The following is a 20,688-nucleotide window of genomic DNA, read 5'->3' on the forward strand; positions in this document are numbered from 1 at the left end:
CATTCACCCCTGACACGCATCTGATCACCCGAGTCAACAGACTCCCCGATCACTCGGGCCCCAGACGTGAAGAACTGCCGTCGGGGTCCCTTTCTCCATCAGGGGAACGCATGCGTATACGTGCCACCGTGGCTGCCGTCACCGGCGCCCTGGCTCTCTCCGCCTTCGCCGTTCCGGCCGCACAGGCCGACGGCTCCGCGATCTCGCGCGCGGACGTCGCGAAGGTTCTCGACGCCGCTCACGCCGCTTCCGGCAAGGCCGGCTCCCGTGTCGCCGCCGGTGCGGCGGCCGACGCGCCGTACGCGCTCGACGCGAGCGTCTCCGACGTGAAGATCAACAACGGCAAGGCCATCGTGGCCGGCACGACCAAGCAGGTCACCGTCCCGACGACGTTCACGCTGACGCACGCCGCCGACGTGGACATCGCCGCCCCCGACTTCATCGTCGACGTGGAGATCTACCGCGGGTCCTTCGCGGAGCCGGACAACTACCTCTTCGGCGACCTGCTCCCGACCTGCACGCCGGTCTCCGCCACCGTCGCCTCCTGCAAGGGCACCATCGACGCCCGCCCGGGCGACGGTGAGCTGTTCAACTCCGACGCCGGCACGTGGACGGCCAACGCCTACGCCGTCGCCTTCAACGGCCAGGACCCGGGCGCCGACGACTTCGACGTCACCAAGGTCGGTGTCGCCGAGCAGGACAAGGTCGGCACCACCAAGGTCCAGCGGTTCTCCAAGCTCACCGTCAACGCCTCCCCGGAGCCCGTGAAGAAGGGCAAGACCATCACGGTCAAGGGCGCCCTGACCCGCGCCAACTGGGACACGAACAAGTACGCCGGCTACACCGTCCAGCCGGTGAAGCTCCAGTTCAAGAAGAAGGGCACGACCACCTACGTGGACGTCAAGACGGTCAAGTCCGCCTCGGCCGGTGCCCTGAAGACCACGGTCAAGGCTTCGGCCGACGGCTACTTCCGTTACAACTTCGCGGGTACGACGACGACTCCGGCGGTCAAGGCCGCGGGTGACTTCGTCGACGTGAACTAGTTTCCTCGGTTTTCTCGGTCTGCTCCGACTTCTCCGTCGGCCGACGGCCCCATGCCCGGGTGGGTGTGGGGCCGTCGGCGTGTGCGGCTGGTCGCGTCGCAGTTCCCACCGGGCCCCTTTTCAGGGGCGCGGGGAACTGCGCGACCAGCCTCCACCGGGCCACACCTGGCCCACGGCCGTCAGCGCCCCTCCCCGCGGAAGCCCTACGCGGGGAACCGCCGGTCGACCAGCCTCCACGCGAGTTCCAGCACGGCCGCCCCGGCCACCGCGATGCCGACGGCGGTCCACGGCATCGTCGTCCCCACCAGCTTCAGCGCGAAGAACTCCTGCAGCCACGGCACCACGAGCACGATCAGGAACCCGAACCCCATCGCGGCCACCAGGCCCACCCGCCACCACGTGTACGGCCGGGCGACGATCGCCAGCACCCACATGGACACCAGGAACAGCGTCAGCGTCGCGGCACTCGTCTCCGCGTCCAACGCCCCCTCACCCGTGTAATGGTGACGGGCGATCAGATACGTGCTGAAGGTGGCGACGGCCGCGACGACCCCGCCCGGAATCGAGTACCGCATCACCCGCCGTACGAAGTGCGGCCGGGCCCGCTCCTTGTTGGGCGCGAGCGCCAGGAAGAACGCCGGCACGCCGATCGTCAGCGTCGACAGCAGCGTCAGGTGCCGCGGCAGGAACGGGTACTCCACCTGCCAGCACACCACCAGCACGGCCAGCAGCACCGAGTACACCGTCTTCACCAGGAACAGCGTCGCGACGCGCGTGATGTTCCCGATGACCCGGCGCCCCTCCGCGACCACCGAGGGCAGCGTCGCGAAGCTGTTGTTGAGCAGCACGATCTGGGCGACCGCCCGGGTGGCCTCCGAGCCCGAGCCCATCGCCACGCCGATGTCGGCGTCCTTCAGGGCGAGCACGTCGTTCACCCCGTCGCCGGTCATCGCCACCGTGTGACCGTTCGACTGGAGCGCTCCCACCATGTCGCGCTTCTGCTGCGGGGTGACCCGCCCGAACACCGCACCCTCGTCCAGGGCCTTGGCCATCTCCTCCTGCCCGGCGGGGAGCCGGCGCGCGTCGACCGTGGCGGAGGCGCCGGGCAGTCCCAGCTTGGCGGCGACGGCGCCGACCGAGACGGCGTTGTCGCCGGAGATCACCTTGGCCCGTACGTCCTGCTCCGCGAAGTACCGCAGGGTGTCCGCCGCGTCGGGACGCAGCCGCTGCTCCAGTACGACGAGCGCGGTCGGCAGCGCGCCCTCCTGCGCCCGCGGGTCGTCGAGGTCCCGGTCGGCCCGGGCGAGCAACAGGACCCGCAGCCCCTGCTCGTTGAGGTGCTCGGTCTCGGCCAGCGCGGGGTCCTCGGCGGGCAGCAGCACGTCCGGGGCGCCCAGCAGCCACGTACTCGATCCGCCGTCGCCCTCGTCGAAGGACGCCCCGCTGTACTTGCGCGCGGAGGAGAAGGGCAGCGCTGCGACACAGCGCCAGCCCTCGCTGTCCGGGTAGGCGTCGATGATCGCCTGGAGCGAGGCGTTCGGCCGGGGGTCGGACGCGCCGAAGGCGCCCAGCACCTTCCGCAGGTACGACTCGTCGCCGCCGTCCAGGGGCCGCAGCGCGGTGACGTCCATGCCGCCCTCGGTGAGCGTGCCCGTCTTGTCGAGGCAGACCGTGTCGACGCGGGCGAGGCCCTCGATGGCCGGAAGTTCCTGCACGAGGCACTGTTTCCGGCCGAGTCTGATGACGCCGATCGCGAAGGCCACCGAGGTGAGCAGGACCAGGCCCTCCGGGACCATGGGCACGATGCCGCCGACGGCACGCGCGATCGAGTCCTTGAAGTCGTTGTCCTTGCTGACGAGTTGGGTGATGGCCAGGCCGACGGCGGCCGGGACCAGCATCCACGTCACGTACTTGAGGATGGTGGAGATACCGGTCCGCAGTTCGGAGTGGACGAGGGTGAAGCGGCTCGCCTCCTCGGCGAGTTGCGCCGCGTACGCCTCGCGCCCCACCTTCGTCGCGGTGAACGCGCCGCCGCCGGCCACCACGAAGCTGCCCGACATGACCTGGTCGCCGGGCTGTTTGACGACCGGGTCGGCCTCACCGGTCAGCAGCGACTCGTCGATCTCCAGGCCGTCGGTCTCGGCGCACTCGCCGTCCACGACGATCTTGTCGCCCGGACCGATCTCGATCAGGTCCCCGAGCACGATCTCGGAGGTGCCGACCTCGGCGGCGGCCCCGTCCCGCCGGACGGTCGGCCGCGCCTCACCGATCACCGCGAGCGAGTCCAGGGTCTTCTTCGCGCGCAGCTCCTGAATGATGCCGATCCCCGTGTTCGCGAGGATCACATAGCCGAACAGGCTGTCCTGGAACGGCGCGACGAACATCATGACCAGCCAGAGCACACCGATGATCGCGTTGAACCGGGTGAAGACGTTCGCCCGGACGATGTCGGCCGTGGAACGACTGCTGCGCACGGGTACGTCGTTGACCTCGCCCCGCGCCACCCGCTCGGCGACCTCGGCCGAGCTGAGGCCCGCCGCCCTCGGCGCGGGGCCGGGTATGGGCCGGGGATGCACAGGGTCGAGTTCGGTGCCCGCGTCGATGTGCGTCATGCATCCGACGGTACGGGGGGATATACGGCTTCACCCGCCGAGTGCGGCAAAGATCCGACCAGGGGAGGACCCGAATGCTGCCGTGGTAGTACGGGACGCTCCCCGGCCGGCATGCCTCGTCCGCGACGGGCGGTGGCGGACGGTGGCTGGTGAGGCCGGTCGCGCGGGTTCCCGGCCCGGGAGGGCGCAGGCGTCCGGCGATCCGGAGCTACTGCGGGTCGGTGCGGGCCGGGTGCGCGGACCCCTGCTGCGTCCCCTGCGTGTCCTGCGGCGCCTGCGTGTCCTGCGGGGCGTCCGGACCGGCCGCGTCCCGCCTGATCGCCGCCTCGCGTCCGCGCACGTACCAGATGCCGATCAGGCCGAGGCCGGATCCGGCCAGGCAGGTCCACAGCCACCACAGGTGTCCGTCGTCGTCGAGACGGCCGTAGAACGGCAGCTGCGCCAGGAAGAGGACGAACCAGAGGATCGTGCCACCCGTGATGGTGGCGACCACGGGACCCTCCAGGGGTTCCGGTGCCTCATGTGTCGGTGTCCACTTCGCCATGGGCCACAGCTTACGAGGTGATCAGGTCTACGCGCGGAGATAGCGTTCTCCGTGACGTATGTTCATACTGAAACTGTTTACTTCTGGCCACTTACATTCGTATGAAACGCCAAATGGGCATCGGGATGTCCGCTGGTGATGAGGTCTTCACATGCCCACCTCGGCCCCCGCCAAGGCTCCCGCGCCCAAGGAGCCGGACCCCCGGTCCGCCCACGGCGCCCTCGACCGCTACTTCCGGATCTCCGAGCGCGGCAGCACCCTGCCGCGTGAGATCCGGGGCGGGTTCGCCACCTTCTTCGCGATGGCCTACATCATCGTGCTGAACCCGATCATCCTGGGCAGCGCGAAGGACATGTACGGGCACCAGCTCGACAACGGACAGCTGGTCACCGCGACCGCGCTGACCGCCGCCTTCACCACCCTCCTGATGGGCGTCATCGGCAACGTACCGATCGCCCTTGCCGCCGGGCTCGGTGTGAACACGGTCGTCGCGCTGCAGCTGGCGCCCCGCATGTCCTGGCCGGACGCCATGGGCATGGTCGTACTGGCCGGCTTCGTGGTCATGCTGCTGGTCGCCACGGGTCTGCGGGAGCGCGTGATGAGCGCCGTGCCGCTCGGCCTGCGCAAGGGCATCGCGATCGGCATCGGCCTGTTCATCATGCTGATCGGCCTGGTCGACTCGGGCTTCGTCTCGCGCATCCCGGACGCCGCTCAGACGACCGTGCCGCTGCAGCTCGGCGGGACCGGGCACCTCGACGGCTGGCCCGTCCTGGTCTTCGTCCTCGGCACGCTCCTCACGCTGGCGCTGATCGTGCGCAAGGTGCCGGGCGCGATCCTCATCTCGATCGTCGCGATGACGGTGGTCGCCGTGGTGATCAACGCGGTCGCCGAGGTGCCCTCCTGGGGCCTGACCACGCCGAAGTGGCCCGGCAACCCGGTCGCCAGCCCCGACTTCGGGCTGGTCGGCGAGGTGAGTCTCTTCGGTGGCTTCGGCAAGGTCGGCGTACTGACCGGCGTGCTGTTCGTCTTCACGGTCCTGCTGTCGTGCTTCTTCGACGCGATGGGCACGATCATGGGCATCGGCGACGAGGCGGAACTGACCGACAAGAACGGCAACATGCCGGGCATCAACAAGGTGCTCTTCGTCGACGGCATCGCGGTCGCCGCGGGCGGTGCGACCTCCTCGTCGGCGACCACCTGCTTCGTGGAGTCCACGGCGGGCGTCGGCGAGGGCGCCCGCACCGGCTTCGCGAACGTCGTCACCGGCGGTCTCTTCGGCGTCGCGCTCTTCCTCACCCCGGTCGCCACGATGGTCCCGTCCCAGGCCGCCACGCCCGCGCTGCTCGCGGTCGGCTTCCTGATCCTGTCCGGCTCGATCCGGCAGATCGACTGGAGCGACCACACCATCGCGATCCCGGCGTTCGTGACGATGATGATGATGCCGTTCACGTACTCGATCACGAACGGCATCGGCATGGGCTTCATCACGTTCGTCGTGCTGCGGCTGGCGGCCGGGCGCGGGCGTGACGTGCCGGTCGCGATGTACGTGGTGTCGGCGGTCTTCGCCTTCTACTACCTGATGCCGGCGCTGGGCCTGACCTGAGCCCCGGCCCGCCGCGGGCTCACATGACCGCGCGGAATGGCCGGGTTCACGTGACCCCGTAGAACTTTTCCGTCTCCTCGACCGCGGTCCGGAACCGCTCGTCGAAGTCGTCCCGAATGAGCGTCCCGACGACATAGTCCTGGACGCTCATTCCCCTTCTGGCCGCATGGTGCCGGAGCCGCTCGAGCAGCTCCCCGTCTATCCGCAGGCTGAGCACGCTGGTCCCCATGGAGTCGAGGGTCGCCGCACCCGGCGCGACATCGGGTCACTTTCTGGAACAGTCTCACTCGTATGAGTGATGTATGGGTGCGGGGAAGCGTCAGTGGCCCGTTTCACGCGCTTCACGGGCGCGTCGCGGTGGTCTTTAGTTAGGGTAATGAGTTACTCTAAAGAACATGCCTGACCTGACCCATGGCGACGACGTAGCCGCCGTGAACTCCCTGCGATCCGCCGTGATGCGCCTGTCACGTCGACTCAAGCACCAGCGGGTCGACGAGTCGCTGAGCCCGACAGAGATGTCGGTCCTCGGCACCCTCGCCCGCTGCGGCACCGCCACACCCGGCGAGCTCGCCCGCAAGGAGCATGTGCAGCCGCCCTCGATGACCCGCATCGTGGCGCTCCTCGAAGCCAAGGGCCTGGTCAAGCTGGAGCCGCACCCCGAGGACCGTCGCCAGAAGGTCGTCACGCAGACCGAGCGGGCCGAGGCCATGCTCGACGAGAGCCGCCGCAAGCGGAACGCGTGGCTGGCCGGACTGGTCGACAGCCTCGACGAGGACGAGTGGGCGAAGCTCCGCGAAGCCGCCCCCGTCCTGGAGAAGCTGGCCCACCTGTAGGCCGGACACACGGAAGCCACCGAGCTCACCCACGGGCCGGGCTCGCCGAAACACGCAAGGAGGCGAACGCCGTTGAGTACGGGATCCGGAGCAGACTCCGCCCCCGCACCAGCCGCCCACAACTCCCCGTCCGCACCCAAGACCCGTTCCTCGATGTTCAGCTCGCTGAAGATCAGGAACTACCGCCTGTTCTTCACCGGCCAGGTCGTCTCCAACACCGGCACCTGGATGCAGCGCATCGCCCAGGACTGGCTGGTGCTGAGCCTCACCGGCTCCTCCGCCGCCGTCGGATTCACCACGGCCCTGCAGTTCCTGCCGATGCTGCTCTTCGGCCTCTACGGCGGCGTCCTCGTCGACCGGCTGCCGAAGCGCCCGACCCTGCTGGCCACCCAGTCCGCGATGGGCCTCACCGGCATCGCGCTCGCCTTCCTGACCCTCTCCGGCCACGTCCAGGTCTGGCACGTCTACGTCGCCGCCTTCGCCGTCGGCCTCGCCACGGTCATCGACAACCCGGCCAGGCAGTCGTTCGTCTCCGAGATGGTCGGCCCCGACCAGCTGCAGAACGCGGTCAGCCTCAACTCCGCCAACTTCCAGTCCGCCCGCCTGGTGGGCCCCGCCGTCGCGGGTCTGCTCATCACCGGCGTGGGCACGGGCTGGGCGTTCCTGCTCAACGGACTGTCGTTCGTCGCGCCCATCGCCGGACTCCTCCTGATGCGCTCCCGCGAGCTGAACCAGGTCCAGCGCACCCCGCGCGGCAAGGGACAGCTCCGCGAGGGACTGCACTACGTCGCGGGCCGCCCCGACCTGATGTGGCCGATCATCCTCGTCGGCTTCATCGGCACCTTCGGCTTCAACTTCCCCGTCTGGCTCTCCGCCTACGCGGACGACGTCTTCCACGCCGGCGCGGGCGCGTACAGCCTCTTCAACACACTGATGGCCGTCGGTTCGCTCGCGGGCGCGCTGCTCGCCGCCCGGCGCGGTACGGCCCGGCTGCGGGTACTGATCGCCGCCGCCGTGGCCTTCGGTGTCCTGGAGATCGTGGCCGCACTGGCCCCGTCCTACTGGCTGTTCGCCCTGCTCATGGTCCCGATAGGAATCGCCGGCCTGACGGTCAACGTCACGGCGAACACCGCGGTCCAGATGGGCACCGACCCGGCCATGCGCGGCCGCGTCATGGCCCTGTTCATGATGGTCTTCATGGGCGGTACGCCGCTGGGGGCGCCCGTCGTCGGCTGGATCACCGACGCCTACGGCCCCCGGGTGGGCTTCGCGGCCGGCGGAGTCGTCTCGTTCCTGGCCGCCGTCACCGTCGGTCTGGTCCTCGCCCGCGTGGGCGGTCTGCGCCTGTCGGTGGGCTGGCACCACGGCCACCCACAGGTCCGCTTCGTCCCGCGCGAGCGGGAACTGGCGACCGCGGCGTAGGCCGGGACCCTGGTTGCCATGAGACTCTTCGCCGCTGTGCTGCCCCCGAAGGAAGTGACCGACGAACTCGACTCGGCGGTAGGTGAGTTGCGCAAGCTGCCTGGCGCGGACCATGGGCTGCGCTGGACCGCCCGGTCCGGCTGGCACTTCACGCTCGCGTTCTATGGCGAGGTCGACGAGGAGGTCGTGCCGGAGCTGTCGGTCCGGCTGGAGCGGGCGGCACGGCGGACCGGCCCGTTCCCCCTGTCCCTTCGGGGTGGCGGCCGTTTCGGGGGCCGCGCGCTGTGGGCGGGCGCCGCGGGAGACGTACGGACCCTGCGGCTGCTCGCCGAGCGGGCGGCGGCGGCCGGGCGGAAGGCGGGCGTGGACCGGGAGGAGCACCGCCGGTACCGGCCGCACCTCACGCTGGCCCGCAGCCGTGAGGAGGCGGACTTCGCTCCGTACGTGTCCGCGCTGGACGGCTTCGAGGGGCGGGCCTGGACCGTCGGCGAGCTGTCCCTGATGCGGAGCCGGCTGCCCGCCTCGGGCGTGCCGGGGGAGCAGCCGCGGTACGAGTCGCTGGCCCGGTGGCCCCTGGGCGGGCCCCTCGGCGGGGATGCCTGAAGGAGCCGGTTACGCTCGACGCGTGGACCCGAAGACGCGGAACCGGATCATGGCCGGTGTGCTTGTGCTGATGTTCGTTGTGGTGGCGATGGCGGCGGCCGTCGGTAGATGACCGGCCGCCACCCGGCGAAGAACGCCCGCTACCAGGCAAAAGCCTCCGGGGACGGGCCCGGGCCCGGGAAGATCTCGTCCAGGCCGGTCAGGAGCTCCTCGCTCAGTTCGAGCTCGACGGCTCGCAGCGCCGACTCCAGCTGACCGGCGGTGCGCGGACCGACGATCGGACCGGTCACGCCGGGCCGGGTGAGGAGCCAGGCCAGGGCGGCCTCGCCGGGCTCGATCCCGTGCTTGTCGAGCAGGTCCTCGTACGACTGGACCTGGGCGCGGATCGAGGTGTTCGCGAGGGAGTCGGCGGCCCGGCCGCTCGCCCTGCGCCCGCCCTCGACCTCCTTCTTGATGACGCCACCGAGCAGCCCGCCGTGCAGCGGCGACCAGGGGATCACCCCGAGCCCGTACTCCCGCGCGGCGGGAATCACCTCCATCTCGGCGCGTCGCTCGGCGAGGTTGTAGAGGCACTGCTCGCTGACGAGACCGATCGTGCCGCCCCGGCGAGCGGCGATCTCGTTGGCCTGGGCGATCTTGTAGCCGGGGAAGTTGGAGGATCCGGCGTACAGGATCTTGCCCTGCTGGACCAGGACGTCGACGGCCTGCCAGATCTCCTCGAAGGGGGTACGGCGGTCGACGTGGTGGAACTGGTAGACGTCGATGTAGTCGGTCCCCAGCCGCTTCAGGCTGGCGTCCACCGCCCGCCGGATGTTCAGCGCGGAGAGCTTGTCGTGGTTGGGCCAGGCGTCGCCGTCGGCGGCCATGTTCCCGTACACCTTCGTGGCGAGGACCACCTTGTCGCGCCGCTCGCCGCCCTGGGCGAACCAGCTGCCGATGATCTCCTCGGTACGGCCCTTGTTCTCGCCCCAGCCGTACACGTTGGCGGTGTCGAAGTAGTTGATGCCCGCGTCCAGCGCCGCGTCCATGATGGCGTGGCTGTCGGCCTCGTCCGTCTGCGGCCCGAAGTTCATGGTGCCGAGCACGAGTCGGCTGACCTTGAGTCCTGTGCGTCCCAGCTGCGTGTACTTCATGGCTCCTAGCCAACGGCGTGGAGTGCGCTCTAGGCAACACCCCGCCTGGGACACGCCCGGCCGATCAAGCGCGCACGCGGGGCGGACGCCCGCCCCGCGTGCGACAGGGAGCTCAACCTCCAGGGATTCCTAGGGACCCCTAGGGCTTGGAGCCGGTGTTCGCCGGGCCCGTCCCGCGGACGTGCAGCACGCTGCCGTCCAGGGGCAGCGCGGACACGCCCACCAGGGTGAGGCCCGCCTCGGCGAACAGGCGGGCGTAGTGTGCGGCGCTCCGTTCGCGGCCGCCGACGTTGCACATCATGTGCAGGTCCCAGGCCGTGGCCAGCGAGGCCGAGCCGTCGGCGGGCAGGACGCGTTCGATCACGAGCAGATCGGCGGCGGGCGGCATCGCGCGGGCGCAGTGGCGCAGGATCTCGATGCAGCGGTCGTCGTCCCAGTCGTGCAGGACGCGCGACAGGACGTAGACGTCACCGCCCGCGGGGACGTCCGCGAAGTCGCCCGCCCTGAAGGCGCACCGCTCCGCGTGGCCGGCCGCGCCGAGGAGACGGCGGGCGGTCTCCACGGTGTGCGGGCGCTCCAGCAGGAGGCCGTGCAGGCGGGGATGTGCCGAAAGGATTCGGCCGAGCAGTTCCCCGTCGCCGCCCGCGATGTCGACCACCGTGGCTCCTTCGGCCGCCGCGGTGAGGACCGGGTGCACGGGCAGCGGGTCGAACATCCGTGAACCGGCCGCCATCGACCGGTCGAAGAGCTCGGCGAGCGCGGGATCGCGCGCGAAGTGGTCGAAGTGGTTCTCGCCGAAGCGCCGCTCGAAGGCGACCTGCCCGGTGCGCACGGTGTGGTCGAGCCCGGCGAAGGACTCGTAGAACGGTCCCCCGTACATCAGCGCCAGCGCCCGCATCGACCCTTCGGCGTCCGCGCGCAGCAGCCTGCCGGTCGCCGTGAGCCGGAAACCGTCGCGGTCCTCGCTCACCACGCCGAGCATGGCGAGGTAGCGCAGCAGGGTGGCCAGGTTCGGCGCGAGGGCACCGACGTCACACGCCAGTTCCGCCACGTCGACGGACCGGTCCTCGTCCATCGCGTCGGCCACCTCGAGGCGTGCGAACGCGGCCAGGGCCTGCGTCGTCCACGCCCCGGTCAGCAGGCGCAGCAGGCTCTCGGCGGGCTGTCGCCTGCGGTGCTCGTCGAGGTGCGCGGCGAGGACGTCACGGTGGTCGCCGGGGACGTACAGCTCCACGCGCCGGTACCCGGCCTTGGCCTCGGCGGGCGCGCTGAAGTAGAACACCGTGCCGTTCTCGTGCGGGTTGTAGCCGCCGCCGTCCGGGGTGGCGCCGTACCGCCCGAAGGCCGCGCACAGGCCGCGCAGCACCAGCGGGTCCGGTGTCGTGACCTCGAACGCGACATGCGTCTCGTGCTGGTGCTCCCGCTCGTGCGCGGCGACCGTGTCGAGGTCCGACCCCGGCGGCACGGTCAGCGCGAACACCTCGACCATGCGCCGCGCCCCGTCCAGGCACTCCACCGCGGGGCGCAGAATGCCGACGTCGAGCTCCGCCGCACTCCGCCCGTGCCGTACGGCCAGACGCTCGCGCACGACGACACTCGGCCGCGGTGGTGCGTCCGCGACCAGCCCGCAGTCGGCGAGTGCGGCGCTCAGCGCCGCCTCGTCGGGCGGGAAGACGAGCAGCGCCGCGTGCGAGAAGTCGCAGCGCTCCGCCAGGGCCCGCAGCTCCGGGCCGTCGAGCCCGGGGAGCAGGAGCTGGAAAAGTGTGGCGGTGTCCTGTTCCTTGACGAAGCCGACCGTCGCGCGCAGGCGGGACGTATCGCCCGACAATGCCGTGATCATTGCGGGTGGATCCTCATTCCGGTGTTCGGATGTACGCGTACGGACGTACGCGGGTGCGGAGTTGGCAAGCGGTGGGGGATCCCGGGAAGCGGTGACGGGATATCGGGGGAGGGGGCTATACGCCGACGTAGTGCTCGGCGAACCAGTCCTGCTGGCTGCGCGAGGTGCGCAGCGAGGTGAGGCGGGAGCGGCGCAGGGAGTTGTGGAACAGCGACTCGCCGTCCGCGCCGGACGGGCCGTGCAGCAGCCCGATCATCCAGTGCGAGAAGTCCTGCGCACGCCAGATGTGCGTCAGGCACCGCGCCGAGTAGGCGTCGAGGCCCTTGGAGTCCCCGACGGCGAGGTCGTCGATCAGGGCGCGGCCCAGGACCTCCGCCTCCAGGACCGCGAGATTGGCGCCCTTCGCGGCGGACGGGCTGATCAGAGCGGCGGCGTCACCCACGAGGAACAAGGAGCCGTGGCGCAGTGGTTCGAGCACGTCGGACTCCAGGTCGACGACGGATCGCTGCACGAGGCGCCCGCGGTTCAGCGGACCGTATGTGCGCGCCCGCATCCGCAGCTCCAGCTCGTCCCAGATCCGCTCCTCGGACCAGGCGTCGGCCGGGGTGCCGCGCTCGCACTGCAGGTAGTAGCGGGTGACCTCACTGGTGCGGGCCATGTGCCCGGCGAACCCGCGCTCGTGCACCGCGTATCCGACGGCGTCCAGACTGGGCGGCGCCTCGGCGAGCAGACCGAGCCAGGTGACGCCGTGATCGCGGTGGTGGCGGACCGTGCCGGCCGGCAGCGAACGCCGGGCCGCGCCGTGCCGCCCGTCGCAGCCGGCCACGTACCGCGCCCGCCACAGGCCGGGCCGTCCGTCGGCCTCCCGCACCGCCACCTCGGGCCGCTCGCTGTCGGCCGCGCGCACGGCCACCGCCTCGGTGCCGAAGCGGATCTGTCCGCCGCGCTCCAGGAACCGCGCCAACAGGTCGGTCACCAGGTCCTGTTGGGGGTAGACGGTGTGCGACTCGCCCTGCCCGAGCCCGCCGTAGTCCAGCCGGAACCGGCCGTCCTCGGTACGGAACTCGCAGGTGCTGTGGAGCTGCCCGCGCCGGTGCAGGCCTTCGGCGAGACCGTGCCGCTCCAGCGTCCGTACGGTGTTGGCGGCCAGGAACCCGGCACGTGCCCGCGTCTGCACATGCGTGCGCTCCGCCCGCTCCAGGACGACGCAGTCGATCCCCCTGTCCACAAGGATGTTGCCGAGCACGAGCCCGGCCGGCCCGGCCCCGAGGACGACCACACCGGTCGCGTGTTCGGCCGCTTGCCGCCGACTTTTCCCGTCTGTCACGGAAGCAGATATTAAGTAGCCTAAAACCGGTTGTCTCACCAGAATCACCTGAATGCCTGGCTTGACCGCCAAGATCACCACAGGGGGCGGGCGCTGGTGTATTGACCCGCGGTGGTTCACACGGCTGACCGGCGGTGGTCACACGGCTAACCGGCGGTGGCTCACTCCGGCAGGTCGAGAGCCTGGACGACCGGGAGGAAGGCGGACCAGGTGGCGGGGGTGACCTTGAGCGTGGGGGCGGCGGGGGCGGTGAGGGCGGTGAGGGCTTTGGAGTCGCGGATGTGGATGGTGGCGGCGGGGGTGAGGGGGGTTTCGGCGATCGCTATCTCGACGCATTCGCCGCCCTGGTCACCGCTGTAGCTGCTCTTGAACCACTTCAGGTCGGTGCTCATAGTCCGTCTGCCACCTGTTCGATCAGTTGGGCGGAATCCTCGGGGCTGAGGGCCTGAGCTCGCAGAATGCCATACCGCGCGAACAGGTCTCCCAGGTCGGGCTGTTGGTCCACGAAGTACCCGCCACTGGGACCCTCGACGTAGGCGAGGCGATCGCGTTCAGCCGTCTCCAGCAGAATCATGGGGCCGTTCAGCCCGGCGTGGACCTCGCGGTTGTGGGGCAGCACCTGGATCTCGACATTGCGCCGTCGGCCGATCTCAAGGAGGCGGCTCAGCTGGTCCTTGAGAGCCGTGGGGCCGCCGAGAGGCCGGGTCAGCGTGTGCTCCTCCAGCACGAAGCCGACGAGCGGGGCGGGTTTGCGCTGAAGGACCTGTTGGCGTTCCAGCCGGGCCGCCACTCGGGCCTCGACCTCGTCGTCCTCCAAGGGCGGGCAGTGACAGTTGAAGATCGCCCGTGCGTACCCCTCCGCCTGGAGCAGGCCAGGAACCACGTGGTTCGCGTACATGCTGATGGCGGCGGCCTTGGCTTCCAACTCGGCGTAGTTCTCGAACCATGAGGGAAATCGGCTGGTCTTCAACTCCTTGCCCGCCGCAAGGAGTGCACCTTGTGCACCGAGCGCCTCGTCCGCGATCTCGACGAGCTTTCCCTTCGGCGGACGCTCGCCCCGTTCCACCATCGCCACTTGGGACTTGGAATACCCGACCTGTCCGCCCAACCCCTCCTGCGTGATCCCAGCCCGTTCGCGGAAGAACCGCAGCAACGAGCCGAACATCTCCAGGTTGCTCGAAGCCTGATCACCGGAGTGCACAACGACCTCCCCAAGTGCACAGAGGTGCACGGACCTTGTGTAACCCTGGTCACAGTATGTGACGGCCCGTAAGCATTTGCTCCATGAACCCGAAAACTCCCCACGCCACCGCTCACGCCTGGATCCCCGCCTCCGGACACGGCCTCCGTCATGCGGGCATCCACTTCGACGCCGTACGCATCGCGGGCGTACTCGCAGAACAAGTGGCGTACGAGCTGATGCAGTTCACGGACTTTCAGGCGGGGCCGATCGTCCGGGAGGCGACGGGGCACCGGTACATGTACTTCCTGTTGCCCCCGCAAAGTGCGACGGGCCACCGCTGGCCTGCCGGGGTGCGCGCGCTGGGGCGGGACGCGCAGGGATGGGCGTACGTGGGGGTGCCCGCGTTGGGTGGGCTGACCTGGCCGTTGGAGTGGCGGTCGGAGCCGACGGCCGAAGTGCCGTTCGTGGAGGCGGGCTTGCTGCATGAGGTGGTGAGCCGCTTGATCGGTGCTGTACGGTGACCGCGACATCACACTCCGTGCACGTCTGTGTGCGGAGCGGTCCCCGGAGGTGCTACCAACACCGTCCGAGGACCTTCACCACCAGTGGAAGCCTCGAGGTCCACCAAGGATGCTTCGGCATGCTATCGCGCCGGTTCGGCGCTACACGAAAGCCTCGCACGACGTCGTACGGCACTCGCGGCTCAACAATGACGCGAAGGTTCTGCTGCTGTACGTACAAGGGCTCCCTGAGTCCGAGGCCGCCGCCACCAAGCCGCTCAGCGAACACGCGGCCAGGCTGGGCCTGAAGGGCCGGGCGTACCAGAAGGCCAAGCAACTCCTCTCCGACTGCGGCTACTTGCACGAGTGGCGCGAGCAGGGTGCGCGGGGCCGCTGGGTCACGGAACAACTCCTCGCCAACGTCACCCTCACGCGTGACGAGGCGTCCCGGGTCCGAGAGGGAGGGGCGGACATGGGGGTGGGCGACGACGTACCGAGTGAGCGGCCACCGACGGTCGGCGGACCGAGGGAGCGGACGGTCGGTGACTCTCCCCAAAGAGAAGACCTGGGAGAGAAGAACCTTCCCCACCCACCACCCCAAGACCCGACTCCGGGTGCCGATGAAGCTGCTGTCGGCGAGGAACCCGAGCCCGAGCCCGTACCCAACTCCGGGGCCGACTCCGAGGCCGAATCCGAACTCGTCCAGGCGGAAGGGGTGTTGCTGTCCCTCCGTCACGCGCACGGGGACCTGCTCCTCGGCGTACGCGAGGCCCGGCTGCTGGCCGACGCGGCGGCGGAGTGGCTGCGACGGGGTGTCTCGGCGGCCGACCTTCGGCGCGCCCTGACCACCGGTCTCCCGACGGACGGCGTCCGCTCGGCGGTCGGGTTCCTGCGCCACCGGCTGGTGCAGAAGCTCCCGTCGGCGAGGCGCCAGGTCACTCCTCCGCCACCGCCCGAGCGAGCCGTGGCCCCGGCCCGGCGTGGCCTGGTGACCTGCCCGGGGCCGGGGGCCGAACACGTCTTCCGCCCCCGGAGCGAGGAGACCCACTGCCTCCGCTGTCGTACGGCCGCCGCGTTTGAGGTGACACTCCAGCCGCTCTCCGACGGTTGGCGGACGCGCGTACAGGAGTGTGCCTCCGGTGCCTAGGGCGTCATACGCTGCTGCCGCAGCCCGGAAGGCGGCCTCGGAGAGGAGCAGGGACATGGCGGCATGGAGCGAGATCCTTCAGGAGGCCCGCGAGGCCGTCGGATTCACCGGGCGCGTGGTGCCGCGCAACCTTGAGGGGATCCGCGCGGCCCTCCGCCCCGACCGGCTGCCGGACCTCGATGCCGAACTGGCCACCCTCTCCGAAGGTGCCGCCTTCGAGGCGTTCCTCGACCACTGGTGGACGCAGTCCCTCGCCGACACGGCCACCGACGCGGATGCCAAGGCCCTTGCCATCGATTTCGCCGACCTCGTGACCGCGCTGCGGGCCAAGGCGACCCGTGGCGGTGCATACACGCAGGCCGAGGTCGAGGACATGCTGAAGGGCAAGGCCTCATGAGGCTCACGATCATCTGGGAACCGGCCGCGGCGGCCGGCCTGCGACGCCTCAAGTCGCGCGACGGAGACGCCGTCAAGCCGCTGGTCCAGGCGATCAACTCCCTCGCCCTCGAACCCGAGCCGCCCGAGAGCAGCAAGCTGGGCGGCACCGATCTGCGGCGGTTACGGGTGGGCGCGTACCGAGTCACGTACGAGATCGATGGCGCACGAGTGGCGATCAAGGTGCTGATGGTGGGCCGGACACAGGTCTGACGGCTGCCACCGATGAGCTGGGCGGCGAGCTGGTCACGGGGAGGAGCTGCGTCCGGGCGGTCGGCAACGTCCCCTCTCACTAGGGGTGTTGGCTGTCAAGCGCCCTCGGCAGATGTCAGTGGCATGAGCCATGATGTGCGCCACGGATTCAGTGGGGGGCGTCTGTTGAGGACCCGTGTGTTCAAGTGGGCGTTGTCGGCGTTTGTGGGACTGCTGTGGGTGCTGGTCGTACCGGCGGGCGCTCGGGCGGCAGCGCCGTCGCAGGACACCTGCGAGAGAGCGGGGCTCGCCAAGGCGCGGGTCAGCACGTCGGTGGAGTTCCAGCATGACGACCGGACGTACACCAAGGTCGTCACCCGGCTGACGGTCGATGTGCCGGGCAGTTGGCCCCTGGCACCGGACCTGTTGCTCAGCGAGGGCAGTCGCCGGTACATCAGGGCCATGGCCTGTCTCACCAGGAGTGAGCAGAAGAAGCAGCAGCGACACTGGGCGGAGTGGCGGGTCAGCGATCCCGTGGTGGTGTCGAAGGGCGGGCGCGTCAAGGTCGTCGACAGGGTGCACTCATGGGTCGACCAGTACCGGTCCGACCTCACGGTTGGGGTGTGGAGCGTACGCACCGGTGCTGAGCGGTGGTTTGTACGGCTCCAGGCACCACCCGCTCTCGCAGGTGCTCGGTGGGACAGGATCACGGTGGACCCGGGGGAGCCGGGTGCCGAGTCGGCGAAGCCGAAGCCCTACTCGGGGCAGGGAGACACAGCTCTTGTGTGGCGGCCTGAAGCCGTGCAGCAGCAGAAGACGACGGCGGACGACGCGGCGGAGAAGAAGGGCGCGGAGAGCAGGGCCAAGGAGAAGGACGCTCCGGCCCGGCAGAAGGCCAAGGCTCGTTCACTGCCCGCCGTCACCGTTTGGCTCCGGCCTTCCTGGCAACGTACCTGGGCCGCGCAGAACAACAGGCTCATCGTGCTGGGGGCGAACAAACTCGGCATGTGGCTGTGGACGGTCGTGGTGTCCGCCCTGCTGTTGGTTGTGGCCCGAGGCTATGGAGCGCGTTCTGCTACGCCGACCGACCGGCAGCGGAGCACGCGGCGCAATCTCGTCGCGTGGGCCTGGGTCGCCGTCGCCGTCGACGGGCTGACCCTGGCGGACGACCTGATCAACAGGTATGTGCAGCGCAGGCGCGACGACCGGTGGCTCGACGAGTGGATCTTCCACGGGCACGGCCTCGCCCTGACGGTCGTCGTTCTGCTGCTGGCTTTCGCCAGACCGCCTCGGCGGATCTGGGCGATAGCGGGACTGCTGGCTCTGCTGCCGCTCGCGGAGATGAAATGGCCCGAGCGCTTCGATCTACGTCCGGTCCGCCCTACCCCGGTGGACTACGTCTATATCGCCTCGGACAAGGCGCTTGCCGCGCAGACAGCCTCTGTGTGCTGTGTCATGGCGTTGACCCTGCTCGCCTGTGTCGCCGCCGCCTGGCGGCTCGCCACTGACGGACAACTACTCCCGGAGAGCCGCCGGGTTCCTGGCACGGACCGGGCTCTGCGCCTGCGTTTCGTCCTGCCGGCGGTGATGGCCGCGACCGTATTCATCGCCGTGTGCGTCGCGTTGGCACAGGAGCGCAACTGGCAGCGCGCCTCCTGGCTGAGCGAGCCCGTGGACTTCGACTACGGCAATGACCACCGGGTCAATTTGCTCTGGGACGCGATGTGGGCCGTTTCCAACGGGCAGGACTGGATCACCGGTTACCTGTGGATGCTGACTGCACTGGCCGCACTGGCCGCGCTTCGTGCCTGGCACACCTCCTCCGCCCTGTCGCCACTGGACCGGCCGGGAGACCGCGCCGAACGTCTGTTGTTCCTCACCTTCTTCACCGTCGGGGTAGGGCTGGGCGGCGGCTGGCCTTTGGGTGTGGCCCTTCCCTTGAGCGTGTGGGTGCCCCTGCACATGCTGGCTCTCTACTGGGTAGTCACCCTCGTCACCCGCCGCTCCGTCCTGGCGCAGTCCCTCACCCGTTCCGGTCGCACGTTCGCCAAGATTTTGGAGCCCGGCGCCCGCACCGAACTGCTCACCAGGGCCCGCAAGTACCGCGAGATCCATGCCATTCTGCGCCGCCTCGACCAAGGGCTCTTTGGTGACCAGCCCCCCCGTACGAGAGGCCGAGGAAGGCAAACTGAGCGGTCTGCACGACTGGCCCGCAGGCGGCGTGCTCACCGCCCCGGACCGGCTCCCGCCAAAGGTGTCAGTGGTGGACGTGGCCCTGGCGCTGGGTCCGCGCGACACCTGGTGGGCCAACGGAAGCAGGGGTGCCCGCTTCGCGCTGATACCAGGGATGCCGGCGGCCGTCCTGGCGACCTGGGCATGGATGGTCCGAGGAGAGGCGTGGGAGTCCACCCTCTCCAACCAGTTCGGTTTCCCGGACATGGTGCTCGCGCTGGTCTTCTGGATGGTCACCTGGGCGGGAGGAGGGTTCGTGCTGGGAGCGTTGTGGCGTGTGCTCCCAGGGCGGCGCGGAGCGGTCAAGGCGCTTCCGGTCACCTTGGCGTTCGCGCTGCCCGCCGGGCTCGACGCCCTGCTCGCCTGGTTCACCCACGAAGGCGTCGGCAATCTCGCTCTGCACATCTCGGCGATGCTTTTCGTCCTCACGGTCACTGGAATCGCGCTCGACCTCGACACGTTCCGGGGCGAACGGCGCTACTGGCAGAGCCGTCTCGGGCTGCTGCTGTCCGTCTACCAGATGCGCTACTACTCGCTGCAGGTCGCCTATCTGGTCGCCCAGATCATTGCCATGATCACCATCTGGCAGTTCTTCGCGGAACCCGCGGTGACTCCCGAGCCTCCGGAGGGCAAGTGACCGAGGCGGGGTCCCGTCGAAGGGCGCGGCGTCAGTCCCGGGGGAACTCGTCCGTCCTGAGCGTGAGGCCGAGAGGCGTGTTCGTCATGTCGACGTCCGCGCCGAAGGTGACGGAGAGTTCACTGATGTACTCCCCGTCCTTGGGCTGGGTGAAGAGGTGACACTTGCCCTGGTACGGGTCGGCGATGAGGTAGACGGGGACCTCGGCGAGGGCGTACGCGGTCTTCTTGGGGCCGTAGTCGTTGGGGGCGGTGCCCCTGGAAATCACTTCGGCGACGAACTGGACGTCCTGGCAGCGCCAGTACCCGTTGTCCGCCTTGGTGGCATCCTCGGCCACCAGCGTCACGTCACTCGCGAAGCCGTTGAGCTGACCCGGGTAGTCGACACGGACGTCGGACTTCACGCGCTTCCGCGGGTACTTGGTCCGGAGTTGCTCGAAGAGGTCCGCGATGATCTCCCAGTGAGTGTCCCGCTGCGGCGACATGAAGATGGCCCCCTCGACGATCTCAACCTTGTATCCCTCGGGGACGGGCATCCGCTCCAGGTGCTCGAACAGCACGTCGAGCGTGAGCCCTTTGCTCTCGTCGGCCATCTCGATCCTGTCGTCAAGGACGGTCATCGTGGCGTTCCTCCCCGGCCGCTCCTCGGACGAGTGCAGCCGCGCAGTACAACGATACGCACGGTGACCAGGGCACGTCGTGATCCGGTCAGGTGGTTTCGGCCCGGTACGGCTCGCCCACGCCCCACGCCTGGTGCATCGCGTCGGTGAAGGCCGCCGCCAGTTTGTGTTCGCCGGAGGCGTTGGGGTGCGTGCCGTCGTACGTGTCCAGGCTGATGTCGTACGACTCCGGGACCGAGGCCAGGAGGAGAGGGGACGCGGGCTCGTCCAGGTCCGCCACCGTCTTCGCGAGGAGCTCGTTGAAACGGGCGACCTCGGCGGCGAAGGGCGCGTCGGTCTCGGCGCGGACGTTCGGGATCACCGGCAGCAGCACCATCGACACGCGGGGGTTCGCCGTGCGGGCCCGCGCCACGAACGAGCGGGCGTTCTCCGTCGTCTGCGTCGCGTTCGTGTAGAAGCCCAGGTCGATCAGGCCCAGCGAGACGAGGAGCACGTCGGCGCGGGTCGTGCGGACCGCGTCGCCGATCAGCGGGGCCAGGTGCTGCCAGCCCTCGCCCCAGCCGGCGAGGTGGCCGCGGGGGAAGCCGGGGTCGGCGTACTCGTACGAGTCGGCGGCGGCCGTGGCCTTGTCGTAGAGCGTCTCCCGGGGGCCGACGATCTCGAACGGCCTCCCGTACGTCCCGCACAGGTGCTGCCACAACCGGTAACGCCATGTGTGTTCGCCGGCGCTTCCGATGGTCATGGAGTCGCCGACCGGCATGAACCTGAGCATCCGCTCATGAT

The 20,688-nt window shown here is 69.6% G+C and carries 19 protein-coding genes and 1 pseudogene; 10 read left to right on the forward strand and 10 right to left on the reverse strand.

Annotated features, from left to right (window positions below):
• Positions 1 to 110: 110 nt before the first annotated feature.
• A complete protein-coding gene (locus tag KUF83_RS09210; RefSeq protein WP_217454092.1) occupies positions 111 to 1,043 on the forward strand; it encodes a hypothetical protein in 933 nt (310 codons plus the stop codon).
• A 203-nt stretch (positions 1,044 to 1,246) separates the two neighbouring features.
• Here the strand turns inward: KUF83_RS09210 and KUF83_RS09215 are convergent, their stop codons facing one another.
• Together KUF83_RS09215 and KUF83_RS09220 are read right to left on the reverse strand one after the other, a co-directional pair.
• A complete protein-coding gene (locus KUF83_RS09215; RefSeq protein ID WP_217454093.1) occupies positions 1,247 to 3,655 on the reverse strand; it encodes an HAD-IC family P-type ATPase in 2,409 nt (802 codons plus the stop codon).
• A 208-nt stretch (positions 3,656 to 3,863) separates the two neighbouring features.
• Positions 3,864 to 4,199 (reverse strand): DUF2530 domain-containing protein, encoded by a 336-nt coding sequence (locus tag KUF83_RS09220; protein WP_217454094.1) that lies wholly within the window; start codon positions 4,197 to 4,199, stop codon positions 3,864 to 3,866.
• A gap of 151 nt (positions 4,200 to 4,350) precedes the next feature.
• On the opposite strand from KUF83_RS09220, the gene KUF83_RS09225 reads away from it, so the two are divergent.
• Positions 4,351 to 5,802 carry an NCS2 family permease gene (locus KUF83_RS09225; RefSeq protein WP_217454095.1) on the forward strand — a complete coding sequence of 484 codons (1,452 nt, stop codon included), beginning with the start codon at positions 4,351 to 4,353 and terminating at the stop codon, positions 5,800 to 5,802.
• Positions 5,803 to 5,848: 46 nt separating this feature from the next.
• On the opposite strand, the gene KUF83_RS09230 is transcribed toward KUF83_RS09225, so the two are convergent.
• Positions 5,849 to 6,031 (reverse strand): ribbon-helix-helix protein, CopG family, encoded by a 183-nt coding sequence (locus KUF83_RS09230; protein ID WP_217454096.1) that lies wholly within the window; start codon positions 6,029 to 6,031, stop codon positions 5,849 to 5,851.
• 166 nt (positions 6,032 to 6,197) lie between these two features.
• Between KUF83_RS09230 and KUF83_RS09235 the strand changes: the two genes are divergently transcribed.
• The 3 genes from KUF83_RS09235 to thpR all read left to right on the forward strand — a co-directional run bounded on the left by KUF83_RS09235 (position 6,198) and on the right by thpR (position 8,660).
• Positions 6,198 to 6,635 carry a MarR family winged helix-turn-helix transcriptional regulator gene (locus KUF83_RS09235; protein ID WP_217454097.1) on the forward strand — a complete coding sequence of 146 codons (438 nt, stop codon included), beginning with the start codon at positions 6,198 to 6,200 and terminating at the stop codon, positions 6,633 to 6,635.
• A 72-nt stretch (positions 6,636 to 6,707) separates the two neighbouring features.
• Positions 6,708 to 8,057 (forward strand): MFS transporter, encoded by a 1,350-nt coding sequence (locus KUF83_RS09240; RefSeq protein WP_254643568.1) that lies wholly within the window; start codon positions 6,708 to 6,710, stop codon positions 8,055 to 8,057.
• Positions 8,058 to 8,075: 18 nt separating this feature from the next.
• Entirely contained in the window at positions 8,076 to 8,660 is a 585-nt protein-coding gene (gene thpR, locus KUF83_RS09245; RefSeq protein ID WP_217454098.1) for an RNA 2',3'-cyclic phosphodiesterase, read from the forward strand.
• 140 nt (positions 8,661 to 8,800) lie between these two features.
• Here the strand turns inward: thpR and KUF83_RS09250 are convergent, their stop codons facing one another.
• The 5 genes from KUF83_RS09250 to KUF83_RS09270 all read right to left on the reverse strand — a co-directional run bounded on the left by KUF83_RS09250 (position 8,801) and on the right by KUF83_RS09270 (position 14,161).
• The gene (locus tag KUF83_RS09250; RefSeq protein ID WP_217454099.1) at positions 8,801 to 9,793 is read right to left on the reverse strand and encodes an aldo/keto reductase; all 993 of its coding nucleotides are present in this window, start codon (positions 9,791 to 9,793) and stop codon (positions 8,801 to 8,803) included.
• 139 nt (positions 9,794 to 9,932) lie between these two features.
• Complete coding sequence (locus tag KUF83_RS09255; RefSeq protein WP_217454100.1) at positions 9,933 to 11,633, reverse strand: methyltransferase; 1,701 nt, start codon at positions 11,631 to 11,633, stop codon at positions 9,933 to 9,935.
• 115 nt (positions 11,634 to 11,748) lie between these two features.
• Positions 11,749 to 12,912, reverse strand: a complete 1,164-nt coding sequence (locus KUF83_RS09260; protein WP_217454132.1) for a 4-hydroxybenzoate 3-monooxygenase — start codon at positions 12,910 to 12,912, stop codon at positions 11,749 to 11,751.
• Between the two features lie 209 nt (positions 12,913 to 13,121).
• Positions 13,122 to 13,352: a DUF397 domain-containing protein gene (locus tag KUF83_RS09265; RefSeq protein ID WP_217454101.1), complete on the reverse strand. Its 231-nt coding sequence runs from the start codon at positions 13,350 to 13,352 to the stop codon at positions 13,122 to 13,124.
• Positions 13,349 to 14,161 (reverse strand): helix-turn-helix transcriptional regulator, encoded by an 813-nt coding sequence (locus KUF83_RS09270; protein ID WP_308402951.1) that lies wholly within the window; start codon positions 14,159 to 14,161, stop codon positions 13,349 to 13,351. Before KUF83_RS09270 ends, KUF83_RS09265 begins: the two co-directional genes overlap by 4 nt.
• 83 nt (positions 14,162 to 14,244) lie before the next feature.
• Here KUF83_RS09270 and KUF83_RS09275 point away from each other — a divergent pair, with 83 nt between their 5' ends.
• The 5 genes and pseudogenes from KUF83_RS09275 to KUF83_RS42955 all read left to right on the forward strand — a co-directional run bounded on the left by KUF83_RS09275 (position 14,245) and on the right by KUF83_RS42955 (position 19,286).
• Entirely contained in the window at positions 14,245 to 14,664 is a 420-nt protein-coding gene (locus KUF83_RS09275) for a hypothetical protein (RefSeq protein ID WP_217454102.1), read from the forward strand.
• A 109-nt stretch (positions 14,665 to 14,773) separates the two neighbouring features.
• A complete protein-coding gene (locus tag KUF83_RS09280) occupies positions 14,774 to 15,790 on the forward strand; it encodes a hypothetical protein (protein WP_217454103.1) in 1,017 nt (338 codons plus the stop codon).
• A 55-nt stretch (positions 15,791 to 15,845) separates the two neighbouring features.
• The gene (locus tag KUF83_RS09285) at positions 15,846 to 16,187 is read left to right on the forward strand and encodes a hypothetical protein (RefSeq protein ID WP_217454104.1); all 342 of its coding nucleotides are present in this window, start codon (positions 15,846 to 15,848) and stop codon (positions 16,185 to 16,187) included.
• Positions 16,184 to 16,438, forward strand: coding sequence for a type II toxin-antitoxin system RelE/ParE family toxin (locus KUF83_RS09290; RefSeq protein WP_217454105.1), 255 nt, complete (start codon positions 16,184 to 16,186; stop codon positions 16,436 to 16,438). Before KUF83_RS09285 ends, KUF83_RS09290 begins: the two co-directional genes overlap by 4 nt.
• 123 nt (positions 16,439 to 16,561) lie before the next feature.
• Positions 16,562 to 19,286, forward strand: a pseudogene (locus KUF83_RS42955) (DUF6185 family protein).
• 31 nt (positions 19,287 to 19,317) lie between these two features.
• Here the strand turns inward: KUF83_RS42955 and KUF83_RS09300 are convergent.
• Together KUF83_RS09300 and KUF83_RS09305 are read right to left on the reverse strand one after the other, a co-directional pair.
• A complete protein-coding gene (locus KUF83_RS09300) occupies positions 19,318 to 19,905 on the reverse strand; it encodes a Uma2 family endonuclease (RefSeq protein ID WP_217454107.1) in 588 nt (195 codons plus the stop codon).
• Positions 19,906 to 19,993: 88 nt separating this feature from the next.
• Positions 19,994 to 20,677, reverse strand: coding sequence for an SGNH/GDSL hydrolase family protein (locus tag KUF83_RS09305; RefSeq protein ID WP_217454108.1), 684 nt, complete (start codon positions 20,675 to 20,677; stop codon positions 19,994 to 19,996).
• Positions 20,678 to 20,688: the final 11 nt, after the last annotated feature.

This window comes from Streptomyces sp. BV286 (assembly GCF_019090165.1).
Taxonomy (GTDB): domain Bacteria; phylum Actinomycetota; class Actinomycetes; order Streptomycetales; family Streptomycetaceae; genus Streptomyces.

Excerpts from the sequence above, each read along its gene's own strand:
- KUF83_RS09265 (WP_217454101.1), bottom strand. The coding sequence starts at position 13,352 with ATGAGCACCGACCTGAAGTGGTTCAAGAGCAGCTACAGCGGTGACCAG.
- KUF83_RS09235 (WP_217454097.1), top strand. The coding sequence starts at position 6,198 with ATGCCTGACCTGACCCATGGCGACGACGTAGCCGCCGTGAACTCCCTG.
- KUF83_RS09220 (WP_217454094.1), bottom strand. The coding sequence starts at position 4,199 with ATGGCGAAGTGGACACCGACACATGAGGCACCGGAACCCCTGGAGGGT.
- KUF83_RS09225 (WP_217454095.1), top strand. The coding sequence starts at position 4,351 with ATGCCCACCTCGGCCCCCGCCAAGGCTCCCGCGCCCAAGGAGCCGGAC.
- KUF83_RS09300 (WP_217454107.1), bottom strand. The coding sequence starts at position 19,905 with ATGACCGTCCTTGACGACAGGATCGAGATGGCCGACGAGAGCAAAGGG.
- KUF83_RS09215 (WP_217454093.1), bottom strand. The coding sequence starts at position 3,655 with ATGACGCACATCGACGCGGGCACCGAACTCGACCCTGTGCATCCCCGG.
- KUF83_RS09255 (WP_217454100.1), bottom strand. The coding sequence starts at position 11,633 with ATGATCACGGCATTGTCGGGCGATACGTCCCGCCTGCGCGCGACGGTC.
- KUF83_RS09275 (WP_217454102.1), top strand. The coding sequence starts at position 14,245 with ATGAACCCGAAAACTCCCCACGCCACCGCTCACGCCTGGATCCCCGCC.
- KUF83_RS09280 (WP_217454103.1), top strand. The coding sequence starts at position 14,774 with ATGCTTCGGCATGCTATCGCGCCGGTTCGGCGCTACACGAAAGCCTCG.
- KUF83_RS09290 (WP_217454105.1), top strand. The coding sequence starts at position 16,184 with ATGAGGCTCACGATCATCTGGGAACCGGCCGCGGCGGCCGGCCTGCGA.
- KUF83_RS09230 (WP_217454096.1), bottom strand. The coding sequence starts at position 6,031 with ATGGGGACCAGCGTGCTCAGCCTGCGGATAGACGGGGAGCTGCTCGAG.
- KUF83_RS09285 (WP_217454104.1), top strand. The coding sequence starts at position 15,846 with ATGGCGGCATGGAGCGAGATCCTTCAGGAGGCCCGCGAGGCCGTCGGA.
- KUF83_RS09250 (WP_217454099.1), bottom strand. The coding sequence starts at position 9,793 with ATGAAGTACACGCAGCTGGGACGCACAGGACTCAAGGTCAGCCGACTC.
- KUF83_RS09305 (WP_217454108.1), bottom strand. The coding sequence starts at position 20,677 with ATGCTCAGGTTCATGCCGGTCGGCGACTCCATGACCATCGGAAGCGCC.
- KUF83_RS09210 (WP_217454092.1), top strand. The coding sequence starts at position 111 with ATGCGTATACGTGCCACCGTGGCTGCCGTCACCGGCGCCCTGGCTCTC.
- thpR (WP_217454098.1), top strand. The coding sequence starts at position 8,076 with ATGAGACTCTTCGCCGCTGTGCTGCCCCCGAAGGAAGTGACCGACGAA.